We start from the raw sequence: 14,614 nt of genomic DNA, 5'->3' as shown, positions 1-14,614 counted from the left end.
TGTGGACGGGTTTATGTACGCGCCGCCGAAAAGCCGGGACGATGAAGGTCGGGATCGTCGCCCAGCGTTCGAACCGACGGGCGACTGCGCTCGCGACGCGGCTGTTCGAACGACTGCACGACGGAGAGACGACCGTCGTCTTCGACGAGACGACGGCGGCGGCCCTGTCGGCCGACGAGAGCCGCTGGCCGGACGGGCAGACGGCGACGCCGACGGGCCGTGGCGTCGACGAGATGGACGGCTGTGATCTGGTGGTCAGCATCGGCGGCGACGGCACCTTCCTGTTTGCCGCACGGGGGGCCGGATCGACGCCGATCCTGGGCGTCAACCTCGGTGAGGTCGGCTTTCTGAACGCGGTCGCCCCCGACGAGGCGGTCGAGACCGTCGTCGAGGAGGTCCGCCGGATCCGCGAGACCGGGAGCGCACGGACGCGCACGGTGCCTCGGCTTCGGGCCACCGGTGAGGACTGGACGCTTCCGCCGGCCCTCAACGAGATCGTGATACAGGGGCCACAGCGCGGTCACGGCGGCGGTGCGGGGTTCGAGGTTCGCGTGGACGGGTCGCTGTACACGAGCGGTCGCGCGGACGGCGTGCTCGTCGCGACGCCGACGGGCTCGACGGCGTACAACCTGAGCGAGGACGGGCCGCTGGTCCATCCCGCCGTCGACGGACTCGTCGTCACCGAGATGGCGGGCGAGGAAGCGATGCCACCGCTGGTCGTCGACGACAGCAGCGAGATCACAGTGCGTATCGAGAGCGGTGCCGAGAGCGTCGTCGTCAGCGACGGCCGAGTGAGAGAGGCCGTCGCGCCACCGTCACAGGTGACTGTCGCTCGCGCGAGCGAGTCGGTCAACATCGCCGGGCCACAGCGCGACTTCTTCGCCGCGCTCGGGAAGTTGGCCTAACGGCGGCCGACGGCGTAGATCACGGGCGCGACGACGAGCAGTCCCAGTCCGACGAACTTGTACATCGCAACCGTCCCGAGCAGGCTGCCGGCGGCCGGTTCGAACATGCCACCGGGCAGGATCAGGAACAGCAGGCCAAACGAGAGCAGGTGAAGCCCGAGCGCTTTGTTCGACCGCTGTAGAAAGACCCCCACCGCACCGAGCACAGTCACCAGCAGCAACACGTCACCGAGGTTGTAGTTCAACAGGAGGCTGTCGACGACTTGCAGTGGCGTGAACATCCTTGTTCGGATTTTCGCCGTGAGGTAATCTTTAAACTTCCGTTCCGCGAGAGCCACCGGACGAGGCGGCTCCACGACGGCCGTCCAGGATTTTTTCAAGCAGAGCCGGCCAGAATCGAGCCAGGGCGGACGACAAACAAATATATGCACGCGGCTACCAACGTTGAACCTAGTGTCAGAGTCAACTGAGGATGCCACCGTCCTCGTCGTCGACGACGAGAAAGAAGTCGCCGACGTGTACGCGCTGCGGTTGCGTGACGAGTTCGACACCGAGACGGCTTACGGCGGCGAGGCGGCACTGGACGCCATTGGGGATGGTGACGGCATCGACGTGGTGTTGCTCGACCGGCGGATGCCGGGAGTCTCTGGTGACGAGGTGCTCCAGACCATCAGAGAACGCGGCGTCGACTGCCGAGTGATCATGATCACGGCGGTCGATCCGGACTTCGAGATCATCGACATGGCCTTCGACGACTACCTCTGTAAGCCGATCGAGAAAGACGATCTCGTCGCCGCGATCGAACAGCAGCTCACGGCGCGACGGTACGACGACCAGCTGACCCAGTACCTCGAAGCGACCTCGAAGCTCGCGCTGCTCGAAGCCGAGAAGACGGCACAGACGCTCGACGGCAACGAAGACGTGGCTCAGCTACGAGAGCGCATCGAAGCGCTGAAAGACGAGATGGACGACACGCTCGGCGAGTTCGACGACATCGAGCGGGCGTTCAAAGAGATCGGCCGTCATCCGGGCTGATCGCTCGCGTGGGGCGTGTACACGAGATAGCCGTCGTCGCCGCTCCCGACCGTCCGGACTCTGAACGGTCGCGCGCCGTCGGCCGCCTCGCAGGTCACGACCGTATCCAGTCCCGTGCCGTCGGCGACCGCCGCGACGATCTCGTCGGTGTCCCCGCCGGCCAGTACTGCCTCGGCCAGCGGTGCGTCGGCGACGGCGTCGGCCGGCACGTCGAACGTCTCGACGTAGGCCCCATTAGCGGCGCGGACGACCGGCCCGTGCCCGTCGTCGACGACGTACAGAACTGGGTCGGGATGGTCGTCGAACAGGTCCGCGGGCGTCGGGGTGGGCCGTCGCGTTTCCCGTTCGACGGTCATCGTCTCGTCGACTGGCTCTCCGTCGCCCGTCGCGGCGTAGTTGGTCACGACGCCGATGCCGCCCCCGAGTGCGGTCCCCAGGCCCACCGCGCCAGACATCGCGAGCGGGACGCCCAGGAACGCGACCGCGACGTAGCCGATCGCCGCCCCGGAGAGAGCGCCGACGACGATGCCGACGAGGAGTCCGCCGACGCCACGGAGCCGCCGTGTCCCGGCGGCGACCAGCAGTGTCGCGACGGCGATGTCCTCTGTGACCACACCGGTGGCCGCGAGGCCGACACAGACGAGTGCGACGGCGCTCACCACCAGACGCTGACCGCGTACACCTACCCCCGTCATCGTTTCGTCACTACTCGGCAGACGGTAAAACAGTGTCTCATCGGCGACGCGGTCAGGCGTCGGTCCGGAGCAGCGACTCCTGTACGTAGTCGTCGAAGGCAGCCAGCACTGCGGCCGAGGGATCGTCGTCTCTGGTCGACTGTCGGAACGTCTGGCCGGCGACGAGCGTTGAGACGAACGTCGCGGTCTGTTCGGGATCGACGTCCCTGAAGACACCGGCGTCGACGCCTTCCGCCACGATATCGGCGATCTGCTGCTCGAAACTGCGGTCGACCTCGGTGAATTTCTCGCGGATCGCCTCGTCCTGGACGGCCTGTGCTCGCAACTCGACGTAGGTCCCCAGTACCGTCGTCGTGGGTGAGTCCTCGGAGACTTTCTGGGCAGTCGTCGGATCGAGAATGAGTCGGACGAACGTTCGGAGGTTCGTCTCGGGGTCGTCGCCGGCTTCCAGCGAGAACACGCGGGTGAACTCTTCGAGGATGAAATCGACGAACGAGGTCAGCAAGTCGTGTTTGTCGTCGTAGTGGTGGTAGAACGTCGACTTGCTCAGATCCGCCTCGTCGGCGATCCGCTGGATCGAGAGACCGGCGTAGCCGTACTGCTTGAGCGCGCAGTACGTCGCACGCATGATCGCCTCCCGCGAGTCGTCGGGGTCGCCCGGAAAGGGCGTCTCCGGAGCCATACCGAACGAATATTCGGTCGGCTTGGTAAGGGTTTCGGTGAGTGTAACAGCGATAGATTGATATGCTACCGAACGTTCGTTCGACACGAATGCCCGAACGATCGTTCGAGAGCGCTCGACGGCGAGCGTCGGCCGGCCGCCACGCTCTCTTCTGTGCTCTGTGGCGCTCATCGGCCCGCCGCGACACGGCATCTCGAACGGTCTGGAAGGCCAGAGACTCATGAACGGACGCACCCTTCTTCCGATAGCCGTCGTTGTATTGCTCGTCACGTCGGGACTCGCCACCGCGGCGGTCACCGGCAGTCCCGATATCAGCGTTCACGTGGCCGACGACACCCTCGCACCCGGCGAGGAGTCGACCCTCGACGTCGTCCTCGTCAACAGCGGCGACCTCGACTCGGGGTCGGCGCGAAACCCCGCACTCAACGGCGAGGTAACGACCGCTCGTGGAACGACCGTCAGTGTCGACAAAGGGAACGCGCCGCTGACAGTCAAGACAGACGAGCGAGCCGTCGGGTCGCTCCCCGAAGGATCGACGCGCGAGCCGCTCCCCTTCGCGGTCTCCGTTCCGGACGACGCCGAGCCCGGCACCTACGACGTGCAGGTCACCGTCGAGTACGACTACTACAGCTACGTCTCGGAGGCGTCGGGCTCGCGAGACCGCGAGTCCGAGACCCGGACCTACGACGTGCAGGTGAACATCGAGGAGTCGGCCCAGCTCGACGTCACTGACGTGGACACGACGACGCGAGTCGACGGGACCGGAACCGTCGAACTCACCGTCGAGAACAACGGTTCGGTGGCGGCCCGAGACACGACCCTCACGCTGGCCTCGCCCAGCGCCGACCTGACGCTCGGTCAGTCCGCGAGCGCGGAACGATACGTCGAACAGTGGGAGCCAGACGAGGAACGAACCTTCACCTACCGCCTGAGCGCCGCCCGAACCGCCGAGTCCGAGCCGTACCCGTTCACGCTGACGGCGGATTACGAACTCGGGAACGGCGAGTCACGCACGACCCAGCCGGTCACCGTCGAAGTGACGCCGGAGCCAGAACAGGAGTTTACCGTCAGCTCGATCGACAGCAGCGTCCCCGTCGGCGACAGCGGTGACTACACCGTCACGCTTCGCAACGACGGGTCGGAGACGCTCACTGACGCCTCGGTTCAGGTGACCTCGAAGAACGCCGACATCACGTTCGGCCAGTCGAACAGCGCCAGCCAGTACGTCGACGAGTGGGAATCGGGCGAAGAACGGACCCTCACCTTCGACGCTCGGGCCGGAGACGGTGCCGAGCGGCGTAACTACACGGTCGACGCGACGGTCGAGTACGATCGACCGGACGACTCCGCCACCCATCGACAGGACGTGTCGCTGTCGCTGCGGCCGGTCGCCGAGCAGACCTTCGCCGTCGACAGCGTCGACGCGGACCTGGAAGTCGGTGACGACGGGACGCTGTCGGCCGAGTTGACCAACACCGGCCCCCGGACCGCCGAAGACGTCGTCGTTGTGTGGGCCAGCGAGCAGCGCAACGTCGATCCGATCGAAACGGAGTACTCGATCGGGAACCTCGGCGCGGGCGAGTCCGCGTCGTTCGACTTCGACGTGGACATCAGTGACAGCGCCCGCAGCGGCCCCCGACAGTTCACGCTCCAGACGCGCTACAATAACGACGACGACGAGCAGCGCACCGGCGACTCGATGAACGTCCGTGCCGAGGTCGCGCCCGAGCGCGACGAGTTCGACGTGGCCATCCGGAGTGCCAACGTCTCTGCCGGCGAGGGCACGGAGATCGTCGTCGAGATCACGAACGCAAAGAACCAGACGCTCAGCGACATCAATGCCAAGATCTTCGCGGACTCGCCGATCTCCGCCAACGACGACGAGGCGTTCGTGGACGAACTCCCACCGGGCGAGTCCCGAGAGCTCATCTTCTCGATCAGCGCGGGCGGCAGTGCGCTCTCGAAGCCCTATCCCGTCTCGATGGACTTCCAGTACGACGAGGCCGACGGTGACACCGTCACCTCGGACACGTACAACATCCCGGTCGAAGTCGAAGAATCCGGCGGCGGCGGTTCACCGCTCGTGTTGATCGGTGTCGCGGTCGTCCTGATCGTCGCTGCCGTGGGCGGCTACGTTCGGTTCCGATAGCACATGGAGTACCAACGCTACATCGACTGGATCGACGACAAGATCATCTACGACTCCAGGCGCGTCATCCTGGCGTTCCTGGTCCTGACACTCGTCTTCGGGGCCGGGCTCAGCAACATCTCCACGTCCGCCGGGACCTCGCAGTTCGCCACCGGCCTCGAAGAGGAACAGGCCCTCGAAGACATCAACCGGGAGTTCTCTCCGACCTTCGAGACCGACACCGGGAGTACGCAGCTCATTCAAAAGGAGAACAACGTCCTCTCGAAGCCCGCCATGCTGCGGATGCTCGAAGCCCAGAAGCGGGTGCAGGACCACCCGGACATGCGAGTCACGTCGACGAGCAGTGCCGCCGCGATCGTCGCACAGACGCTCGATCCGTCGGCGACGACGCTCGACCAGCAGATCGACGCGATCGAGCGCGCCCCCGCATCCGAGATCGACCGTGCGGTGCGCCGGGCCGACGAATCGAGCCCGCAGTTCCGCTCGATCGTCAGCCAGGACTTCAACCGCGGGGACGCCAGCGCCTCGGCGTCGATCGGCGTCATCAGCCACGAAGTGCCCGCCGGACTCTCGTCGGGGTCGGGGCAGGGTGGCTCCAGCCCCCTGACGGCGATCCAGAAGCAGGCGGAGTTCCAGGTCGACTCCGCCGCGGGCGGTTCGATCACCGTCTTCGGTAGCGGGATCGTCGCCGACGAGTTCGGGAGCGTCATCACCGACTCCCTGCTGATCGTCGTCCCAGCCGCCGTCATCTTCATCTTCCTGTTCCTTTCGATCGCCTACCGCGATCCGGTCGACCTCGCGCTGGGCCTGTTCGCCCTGTTGCTGGCGATCGTCTGGACGTTCGGGTTCACCGGCATCGCCAACATCCCCTTCAGCCAGTTGCTGATCGCGGTGCCGCCGCTGTTGCTCGCGGTCGGGATCGACTTCGGGATCCACGCCATCAACCGCTATCGCGAGGAGCTGGTCCTCGACAGGGGCGTCGACGAGTCGATGCGGACCACGACCGATCAGCTGCTGGTGGCGTTCTTCATCGTCACCGGGACGACGGTCATCGGCTTCCTGGCGAACTTCACGAGCGCGCTCCAGCCCATCCGCGAGTTCGGCGTCGTCGCCGGGGTCGGGATCGTCTTTACGTTCCTCATCTTCGGGATCTTCCTCCCGGCCGCGAAAGTCGAGATCGACCGGCTCCGCGAGCGCTACCCGATCCCGACGCTGAGCGAGACGCCGCTTGGCTCCGAGGATTCGGCGCTTGGCTCGGTGCTGCGAGTCGGGGTGACAATCGGCGACGCCGCACCGGCGCTCGTCCTGATCGTCTTGCTCGTCGGCAGTGCCGGCGCTGGCGTCTACGCTCAGGACATCGACACGACGTTCAGCCAGGAGGACTTCCTCCCGCCAGAGGACACCCCGGCGTTCCTCGAAGAGCTACCGGAACCGTTCGCGCCGGGCGAGTACACCGTCTCCGCACAGCTGAACTACCTCGAAGACAAGTTCGCGACCACGCAATCGAGTGAGACGACGGTGTACGTCGAAGGGCCGATGCAACGGGACACGGCGCTCGAAGAGATCTATCGGGCCGGAGACGACCCGCCCAGCTCCTTCGCCGAGAGCGACGGCCGCGCGGAGTCGACCTCGATCGTCACCGTCATCCAGAGCTACGCCCAGCAAGATCCCGAGTTCCGCCGGCTCGTCGATCGCAACGACCAGAACGACAACGGCGTTCCGGACCAGAACCTCGAACTGATCTACGACGAACTGTTCGCCTCGCCGGCCGGCGACCGCGCCGAGAACTACATGACCGAGGAGCGGCGGAGCGCCCGCGTCGTCTACACGGTCGAGGCCGACGCCGAACAGAGCGAGATCACCGAGGACACCCGAACGGTCGCCGATCGCTTCCGCATGACCGCGACCGCGACCGGCAACACCGTCGTGTTCAAGGCCGTCTCGGACCTCATCCTCGAATCCGCGATCACCAGCCTCGCGGTCGCGCTGATCGGCTCGGCGATCTTCCTGATGCTCATCTACCGGGTGTTCGAAGGGTACGCCACGCTGGGGATCGTCAACGTCCTCCCAGTCGCGGTGACGGTGACGATGGTGGCCGCGTCGATGCGGTTCCTCGCCATCCCGTTCAACGCGATCACTGCGACGATCCTGGCGATCACGATCGGGCTGGGCGTCGACTACTCGGTCCACGTGACCCACCGCTTCGCCGACGAGCGCGCGGAGCACGACCTCCGGACGGCACTCGACCGGACGGTCCGTGGTACCGGTGGGGCGCTGCTGGGCAGCATGCTCACCACCGTCTCGGGGATCGGCGTGCTCGCGCTCGCACTGTTCCCCGCGCTGGGCCAGTTCGGCGTCCTGACCGGGCTGTCGATCACCTTCGCCTTCCTGGCGTCGCTGCTCGTCCTCCCACCGGCGCTGGTGCTGTGGGACGCGCTGATCAACGAGGACCGCCGTCTCCTGTCGCTGTTCGGGATCGGGCCGAAACAGAAGCCGACCACGCAGGCCCCGACCGTCGGCGGCGAACCCGACGAGTAGCCCGACGGCGACGCCGGTGAGCGCCACGTTACTGAACGCTTTTGGGTGGGCGTCCGTTTAGTGACGGTATGACCCACGTCGTCATCATCGGAGCCTACGGCAGCGCCGGAGCCGCCGTCGCTGGCGAGCTGGCAGAGGAACAGGGTATCGAACTGACGCTGATCGACGACGGCGAGCCCGGCGGCGGACTCTGTATCCTGCGGGGCTGTATGCCCTCGAAGGAAGTCCTCTCGGCGGGTGCCCACCGCTTCCAGGCACGTCACGACGACCGACTGGTCGGCGACGTGCCCGAAGTGGACCTCGAACGGACCGTCGAGCGCAAGGACGACCACACCCTCGGGTGGGCGGGCCACCGCCGCGCCGGCATCGAGGAGTTGGCCGAGCGCGACGACGTGCGCTTCGTCCACGACACCGCCCGGTTCGTCGATCCCCACACCGTCCGCGCGGGCGGCGAGGAGTTCGACGCCGACTACGTGGTCGTCGCCACCGGCTCCAGCGTCAACGTCCCCGACGTTCCGGGGATCGACGAGGTCGATTTCATGACCAGCGCCGACGTACTCGACGCCACCGACTTCCCCGACTCCGGGATCGTGATGGGCTTTGGCTACATCGGCATGGAGATGGTCCCGTACCTCGCCGAGGCCGGCGGGATGGAGCTGACCGTCGTCGAGCACGACGACCGACCGATCGACGAGGCCGACCCCGAGTTCGGGGACGCCGCACTGGCGCTGTACCGGGACCACTGGGACCTGGAGATTCCGACCAACTGCCACGAGCGGCGTCTCGAAGCGACCGACGACGGCGGCGTCCGGCTCACTGTCGAGTTCGAGGACGACGGGGCCGAGGGTCCCACTCGGGAGACCTACGAGGCCGACCAGCTGTTTTGCTTCACCGGCCGCCGCCCGACCGTCGAGGGGCTCGGACTGGACAACACGGAGATCGCCGTCGAGGGCGAGTGGGTCCGCGAGACGATGCAGACGACAGCCCACGACCACGTGTACGCCGTCGGCGACGTCAACGGCAAGGAGCCGATCCTCCACGTCGCCAAGGAGCAGGGCTTTACCGCCGCAGAGAACATCCGCCGACAGGAAGCCGGGAACACGCCCCAGCCCTACGAGAACGTCCACCACCACGTGATCTTCTCCGGACTCGGCGTCTATCCGTTCGCCCGCGTCGGTCACAACGAGCAGACCGCCAGCGAGGCAGGTCACGACATCGCCGTCGCGACCCGGCAGGCGAGCGACGACGGCGTCTTCAAGTCCAAGTACGTCCCGGAGGGGCTCGCGAAGCTCGTCGTCGACCGCACCGACGGCACCGTGCTCGGCTGGCAGGGCCTGCACTATCACGCCGACAGCTTCGCGAAGACGATGCAGATCGTCGTCGAGATGGGGCTGGACGTTCGCGAACTCCCGGATCGCTCCTACCACCCGACCCTGCCCGAGAACCTCGACGGACTGTTCCGTGACGCTGCCGACGCCGTCGAGCAGTGAGAGACTGCGACGTTAGGCGACCGTCAGGTCGCGGATCTCGAAGCGCGCACCGCCGTCGTCGCTGTCGGTGACGGTGACGGACCCGCCGTGGGCCTCGGCGATCTCGGAGACGATCTTGAGGCCGAAACCGGTGCCCTCCTCGGTGGTCGTGTAGGCAGACTGGAAGACGTCGTCGCGCTCGTCCTCGGGGATGCCGGGGCCGTCGTCGGCGACGTAGAAGCCGGTCCCCTCGTCGAGGGGCCCGACGGTGATGACGACTTCTCGACCGGCGTGCTGGACCGCGTTTCGAAAGAGGTTCTCCAGGAGCTGCTGGAGGCGCGTCGCGTCGCCGAGAAAGCGGTCCTCCACGTCGACTCGCAGTGTCGCCTCGTCGCTTTCGACGACCGCCCAGGCGTCTTCGGCGACGGTCCCGATGTCGACCGGCGTCGGTTCCGCGACGGTCCTGCCGTCGCGTGCCACCGACAGGATGTCCTCGATCAGCGTGTCCATCCGCTGGAGCGACCGCTCGATCGCGTCGAAGTGCTCCTCGTCACCGGTTTCGCGTGCGACGTCGAGCCGTCCGAGTGCGACGCTGAGCGGGTTGCGCAGATCGTGGCTGACGACGCTTGCGAACTCTTCGAGCCGGTTTCGCTCGCGAGCGATCTCGCTCTGGTGGCGGCGGCGCTCCTGCTCGTAGCTCACCCAGTTGCCCAGCAGTTCGACGAGAGCGATCTCCCAGTCCGAGAACGGCTCGGCCCGTGGCTCTCGGTCGTAGAAGCAGAACGTGCCGTACACCTCGCCCTCGACCACGACGGGCGTGCCGAGATAGCAGGCGATGCCATCGTCGGTGTATCCGGCGCGTTCGGCCAGTTCCGGCGCGTCCCGCGCGATGTCTTCGAGGACGAGGGTCTCTTCGGTGACGATCGCCCGTTCGCAGTTGGTCTCGTCGAGCGAGACCCGGTCGCCGGGCTGGGTGTCGCCAGTCGGATCGCGGACGACCTCGAAGACGTACTCGTCGCCCGCTCTGGAGGAGAGCGCCCCGTAGTCGGTTCCGAGCACCGACTGACCGATCGAGAGCAGCCGGTCGACTTGCTCCTCGAAGCTGAGCGTCTTCTCGGAGACGACGCGGTACATCTCCTTGAGGATGCGCTCGCGCTCCTGGAGTCGCTCGATCCGGTGCTTTCGATCCGTCACGTCCTGGAAGTACACCGAAAGTCCGTCGAGCGAGGGGTAGGCTCGCACCTCGAACCACGTCCCGAGCGGCTCGTACTCGGCCTCGAAGGTCGTCACCCGCTGCTCGTCCATCGCTTCGGTGTACTGGTCGTAGAACTCCGTGTCGACGGCACCCGGTAACAGATCCCAGAGCCGGGTCCCGACGAGGTCGTCGATCGACCGATCCACGTCGGCGGCGTCACACACGATCTCTCGCGCCCGTTCGTTGAGGTAGGTGAACTGCCACTCAACGTCCAGCGCGAAGAACGCGTCGGTCATGCGATCGAGGATCGCCGACTGTTCGTGTGGGCGGCTCACCGCCTCGGTGACGGTCGTGACGAGCGCGGGGAGTTGTTCTTCGAGTGGCGTCCGCCGGAGATAGCCGGTCACGTCGGCGTCGATCGCCTCGCTGGCGACCGTCTCGCTGCCGTCGTCGGTGAACAGCACGAACGGGAGCGACGGGGCCCGACGCCGTATCGATCGCAACAGCGACAGCCCACTGCCGTCGGGGAGGTCCTGTTCGCTGACGACACAGTCTGTCGATCCGTCCGTCACGTGGGCGAGTGCCGCCGCCGCGTCGGCGACGTGTGTGACGCGAAACGGTCCGCTGTCGCCGAACCACTCTCGAACCGTCGAGTCCGTGTCGGGATCGACGTAGAGGACGTCGACGGTGTCCTCTCGCGGCGCTCGTGTTCGATCGACACTGTTCGCCCGATCCATACATGGGATTGACGAGCCAGCGACATAGATGTGGTGTCCGTGAGTAGTTGCTCCGTTCTGGCTGCGTTCCCGACACGTACGGTGTGGCTATCGGGAACTGGGATGGTAACAACCGTCTTGGCTAGTGTTGCCGTACCACGACGTATGTACGAGACGATCCTCGTTCCGACCGACGGGAGCGACCACGCCGACCGAGCGTTCGACAGTGCAGTGGCGCTGGCCGACCGATCGGACAGTTCGCTCGCCCTGTTGCACGTCGTCGACACCGGGACCATCGGCGAACCGGCGCTGTCGACGACCGAACTCGCCGTCGGGCAGCGCGAGGACGACGGCACCGCGCTGTTGAAGCGCCTGGCCCAGCGCGCTCGCGACCGCGGCATCAGCACCCACCTGCACAACTGCCACGGCGAGCCGAGCCGGGAGATCCGGAGCTACGCCGACGAGATCGAGGCCGACCTCGTCGTCATGGGCTATCAGGGCCGGGACCACGACCGCACGCTCGGCACCGTGACGACACAGGTCGTCAAGGCGTGTGAGCGGCCCGTGTTGCTGGTGTAGCGCGGTCAGGGACGGCGGGCTTCGAGCACCGGCATCTCCTCGATGCGGTCCTCGTCGAGGGCCGCCCAGTCGATGCCGTCCGGGCGGTCGTACGGCGTCGCCGTCTCGATGGTCCGTTCGGGCGTCACCACCAGGTCCATCGCCACGTCGTGTTCGTCGACGAGGTCGTGGTCTCGGAGCTGGCGCTCATGGACCGTCGTCGCCACGGGCGTCTCGTCGTCGACCAGATCGAGTTCGCGGAGGAGGACGTATTCGAGGTCGCTGTACCCCTCGCCCTTGCCGATCCGCGCGCCGCGTTCGCTGACGGCGACGCTGCCGGAGACGATCAGGTCGATCTCGGGCATCTCGTCGGGGCCGACCTGCACGCCCGCCTCGCTGGAGCCGCTGACGGTCGTGGCGTCGTCGATGTCGTCGACTGCCGCCGGGTCGAGGCGGAGAAAGCACTCCTCGTCGCGCAAGCGCGGAACGGCCATGTAGACGGTCTTGCCGGCCCGCATCGCCGCCCGCCGGACCGGGAGCTGCGGGGCGTCGGGGTTGGCCTTTACGGCGTCGGCGGCGTCCCAGACCGCCGTCTCGGCCAGTCGGTCGGCAGCGGCGTCCGCGTCGGCGAAGTTCGGGATGCGACCGTGGGGCGGGAACGGAAACCGAGCGTCGCCGCTCTCTTCGAGGTCGTCCCACACGCGCTGGCGGAGCGTCTGCTTGTCCATGTCGAGGGCGACGGCCGCTCGCACAAAAGCACTGGCGTCACGCCGGAAACCAAACCCTTTCCTCGGGGCCGGCAGAGAAGCACGACGATGGACGAGCAGGATCCACCAGATCCCGAGGAGAGCGTGAGAGAGGCCGTCGAGCGGTCTCGCAGTGGGGCTCCGGCAGTGGGGCGGGTCGTTCGCGACCGGTTCTCGACCGACGAGGTGTTCCAGCGCATCGTCGCCGCGGCCGACGAGGAGATCACGTCGGGCAGTCGCGAGCTGTACTTCAGCGGTCTCGCAGCCGGGTTCGCGATCACGATCACGTTCCTGATGCTGGTGTCGCTGACGGCCTCGACCGGCGGCGATCCGATCCTGAGCAAGCTCCTGTACCCGCTGGGGTTCATCTACATCATCATCGGCGGCTACCAGCTGTACACGGAGAACACGCTGCCGCCAGTCGCGCTGACGCTGGAACGCATCGCCAGCGTTCCGGCGCTCCTGCGCAACTGGGTCGTCGTGCTCGCCGGGAACTTCACCGGCGGCGCGATCGGCGCGATGGCGCTGGCCTGGGGTGGGGTGCTGTCGGCCGACGGGACGGCCGCGGCGTTCTCGATCGCCGAAAAAGGCATCAAGGCGAGCCAGGGCGAACTGTTCGTGAAAGCCGCGTTTGCCGGGCTGATCGTCGCCGGAGTCGTCTGGGTCGAGTACGCCTCGCGAGACACGATCTCGCGGATCGCCGTCGTCTACCTGGCGTTCCTCGCGATCCCGCTGGGCGGGCTCTACCACGTCGTGGTCTCCTTTACCGAGATGGTGTATCTGGTGCTGGTCGGGGATCTCGGGATCGTCGTCGGGATGGTCGAGTTCGTGCTCCCCGTGTTGCTCGGCAACACCGTCGGTGGCATCCTGCTGGTCACCGTCGTCAACTACTTCCAGACGACCGAGGAACGCCTGGAGTCGGCCCGCTTCGACGGTGCCAACCGACAGCTCTCCTGGCGTGAGTGGATCTTCGGCGGTCTCGTCGGCCGGTCGTACGTCCCCCTGATCGACACGAGCGAGCGGGCGGCCGGACACGGGTCCGGCTCCGAGCGGATCCTGGTCCCGATCTCGAACCCGCGGACCGAGGGGACCCTCGCCGAGCTCGCGTGTTCGTACGCCGCCGGCAAGGAGGCGGCCTACGTGGAGTTCGTCCACATCGTCCGTCTGCCCGACCGGCTGGCTGGCGGGTACGGCGGCGACCAGACCGACCAGATCGTCACCGAATCCGACGCCCAGATGGAGCGCGTCCGCGAGATCGCGTCGGCCTACGAGGTCGACTCAGAGACCTCGACGATCGTCTCGCATCGCTCCATCGAGGAGGTGTTCCAGCTCGCAGACCGGAAGGGCGCGGACACGGTCGTGATGGGCTGGGACGAGGACGCGCTCTGGAAGGCCGGCCGGGCCGAACGCCCGCTCGACGAGCTGACGAGTTCGCTCCCGGCGGACTTCCTGGTGCTTGCCGACCGCGGGTTCGATCCCGAGGAGATCTTGATCCCGGTCGCCGGCAACGAACACTCCGTGCTGAGCGGCGAGGTCGCCAGTGCGCTCCGCCAGACCGTCGGCTCTGCGATCTCGCTGCTGCGAGTCGCCGACGGGCCGGGCCAGCGAACGGAAAACGAGGATTTCCTCGCCCAGTGGGCGAAGAACAACGACCTCGAATCGGCAGCCCGCATCGTCGACGACGGCGGCGACGTCGAGGGTGCCATCGCGCGGGCCGCGCCGGAACACGGCCTCATCATCATCGGGGCGACCAGAGACGGCCTCCTCTCGCGGGTCGGCAGCGACTCGCTGCACCTCGACGTGCTGTCGGACGTGGACTGCTCGGTGTTGCTCGCCGAGCGAGCGACCGAGCGCGGGCTGCTCCAGCGGCTGTTCGGGAACTGATCGGCGCGGGAAACGACAGCCCGAAGACGGCGGCGACCCACT

12 protein-coding genes are annotated in these 14,614 nt (G+C 66.8%); 7 read left to right on the top strand and 5 right to left on the bottom strand.

The window, feature by feature from the left end; all coding sequences use genetic code 11:
* Positions 1-41 precede the first annotated feature (41 nt).
* Entirely contained in the window at positions 42-905 is an 864-nt protein-coding gene (locus tag IL252_RS14940; RefSeq protein ID WP_208628665.1) for an NAD(+)/NADH kinase, read from the top strand.
* On the opposite strand, the gene IL252_RS14935 is transcribed toward IL252_RS14940, so the two are convergent.
* Positions 902-1,186 carry a hypothetical protein gene (locus IL252_RS14935; RefSeq protein WP_153552605.1) on the bottom strand — a complete coding sequence of 95 codons (285 nt, stop codon included), beginning with the start codon at positions 1,184-1,186 and terminating at the stop codon, positions 902-904. The genes IL252_RS14940 and IL252_RS14935 overlap by 4 nt on opposite strands.
* 172 nt (positions 1,187-1,358) lie before the next feature.
* Here IL252_RS14935 and IL252_RS14930 point away from each other — a divergent pair, with 172 nt between their 5' ends.
* Entirely contained in the window at positions 1,359-1,940 is a 582-nt protein-coding gene (locus IL252_RS14930; protein ID WP_170093725.1) for a response regulator, read from the top strand.
* Here the strand turns inward: IL252_RS14930 and IL252_RS14925 are convergent.
* Both IL252_RS14925 and IL252_RS14920 read right to left on the bottom strand, forming a co-directional pair.
* Positions 1,928-2,635, bottom strand: a complete 708-nt coding sequence (locus IL252_RS14925) for a hypothetical protein (RefSeq protein ID WP_208628664.1) — start codon at positions 2,633-2,635, stop codon at positions 1,928-1,930. The two genes, IL252_RS14930 and IL252_RS14925, sit on opposite strands and share 13 nt — an antisense overlap.
* A gap of 52 nt (positions 2,636-2,687) precedes the next feature.
* The gene (locus IL252_RS14920; RefSeq protein ID WP_208628663.1) at positions 2,688-3,317 is read right to left on the bottom strand and encodes a TetR/AcrR family transcriptional regulator; all 630 of its coding nucleotides are present in this window, start codon (positions 3,315-3,317) and stop codon (positions 2,688-2,690) included.
* A gap of 220 nt (positions 3,318-3,537) precedes the next feature.
* On the opposite strand from IL252_RS14920, the gene IL252_RS14915 reads away from it, so the two are divergent.
* The 3 genes from IL252_RS14915 to IL252_RS14905 all read left to right on the top strand — a co-directional run bounded on the left by IL252_RS14915 (position 3,538) and on the right by IL252_RS14905 (position 9,494).
* Positions 3,538-5,466, top strand: a complete 1,929-nt coding sequence (locus tag IL252_RS14915) for a COG1361 S-layer family protein (RefSeq protein WP_208628662.1) — start codon at positions 3,538-3,540, stop codon at positions 5,464-5,466.
* 3 nt (positions 5,467-5,469) lie between these two features.
* Entirely contained in the window at positions 5,470-8,004 is a 2,535-nt protein-coding gene (locus tag IL252_RS14910; RefSeq protein ID WP_208628661.1) for an RND family transporter, read from the top strand.
* A 68-nt stretch (positions 8,005-8,072) separates the two neighbouring features.
* Positions 8,073-9,494: an NAD(P)/FAD-dependent oxidoreductase gene (locus IL252_RS14905; RefSeq protein WP_208628660.1), complete on the top strand. Its 1,422-nt coding sequence runs from the start codon at positions 8,073-8,075 to the stop codon at positions 9,492-9,494.
* Positions 9,495-9,506: 12 nt separating this feature from the next.
* On the opposite strand, the gene IL252_RS14900 is transcribed toward IL252_RS14905, so the two are convergent.
* Positions 9,507-11,405: an ATP-binding protein gene (locus tag IL252_RS14900; RefSeq protein WP_208628659.1), complete on the bottom strand. Its 1,899-nt coding sequence runs from the start codon at positions 11,403-11,405 to the stop codon at positions 9,507-9,509.
* Positions 11,406-11,549: 144 nt separating this feature from the next.
* Here IL252_RS14900 and IL252_RS14895 point away from each other — a divergent pair, with 144 nt between their 5' ends.
* Positions 11,550-11,963 carry a universal stress protein gene (locus tag IL252_RS14895; RefSeq protein ID WP_208628658.1) on the top strand — a complete coding sequence of 138 codons (414 nt, stop codon included), beginning with the start codon at positions 11,550-11,552 and terminating at the stop codon, positions 11,961-11,963.
* Positions 11,964-11,968: 5 nt separating this feature from the next.
* Here IL252_RS14895 and IL252_RS14890 read toward each other — a convergent pair whose 3' ends face one another.
* On the bottom strand, positions 11,969-12,670 hold the full coding sequence (locus tag IL252_RS14890; RefSeq protein WP_208628657.1) for a 5-formyltetrahydrofolate cyclo-ligase: 702 nt from the start codon (positions 12,668-12,670) through the stop codon (positions 11,969-11,971).
* Between the two features lie 87 nt (positions 12,671-12,757).
* On the opposite strand from IL252_RS14890, the gene IL252_RS14885 reads away from it, so the two are divergent.
* Positions 12,758-14,572, top strand: a complete 1,815-nt coding sequence (locus IL252_RS14885) for a formate/nitrite transporter family protein (protein ID WP_208628656.1) — start codon at positions 12,758-12,760, stop codon at positions 14,570-14,572.
* Positions 14,573-14,614: the final 42 nt, after the last annotated feature.

It is taken from the genome of Halomicrobium sp. IBSBa (genome assembly GCF_017612575.1).
Taxonomy (GTDB): domain Archaea; phylum Halobacteriota; class Halobacteria; order Halobacteriales; family Haloarculaceae; genus Halomicrobium.
The sequence above is the reverse complement of the archived record's forward strand: the minus strand, read 5'-3'. Positions and strand labels throughout refer to the sequence as shown.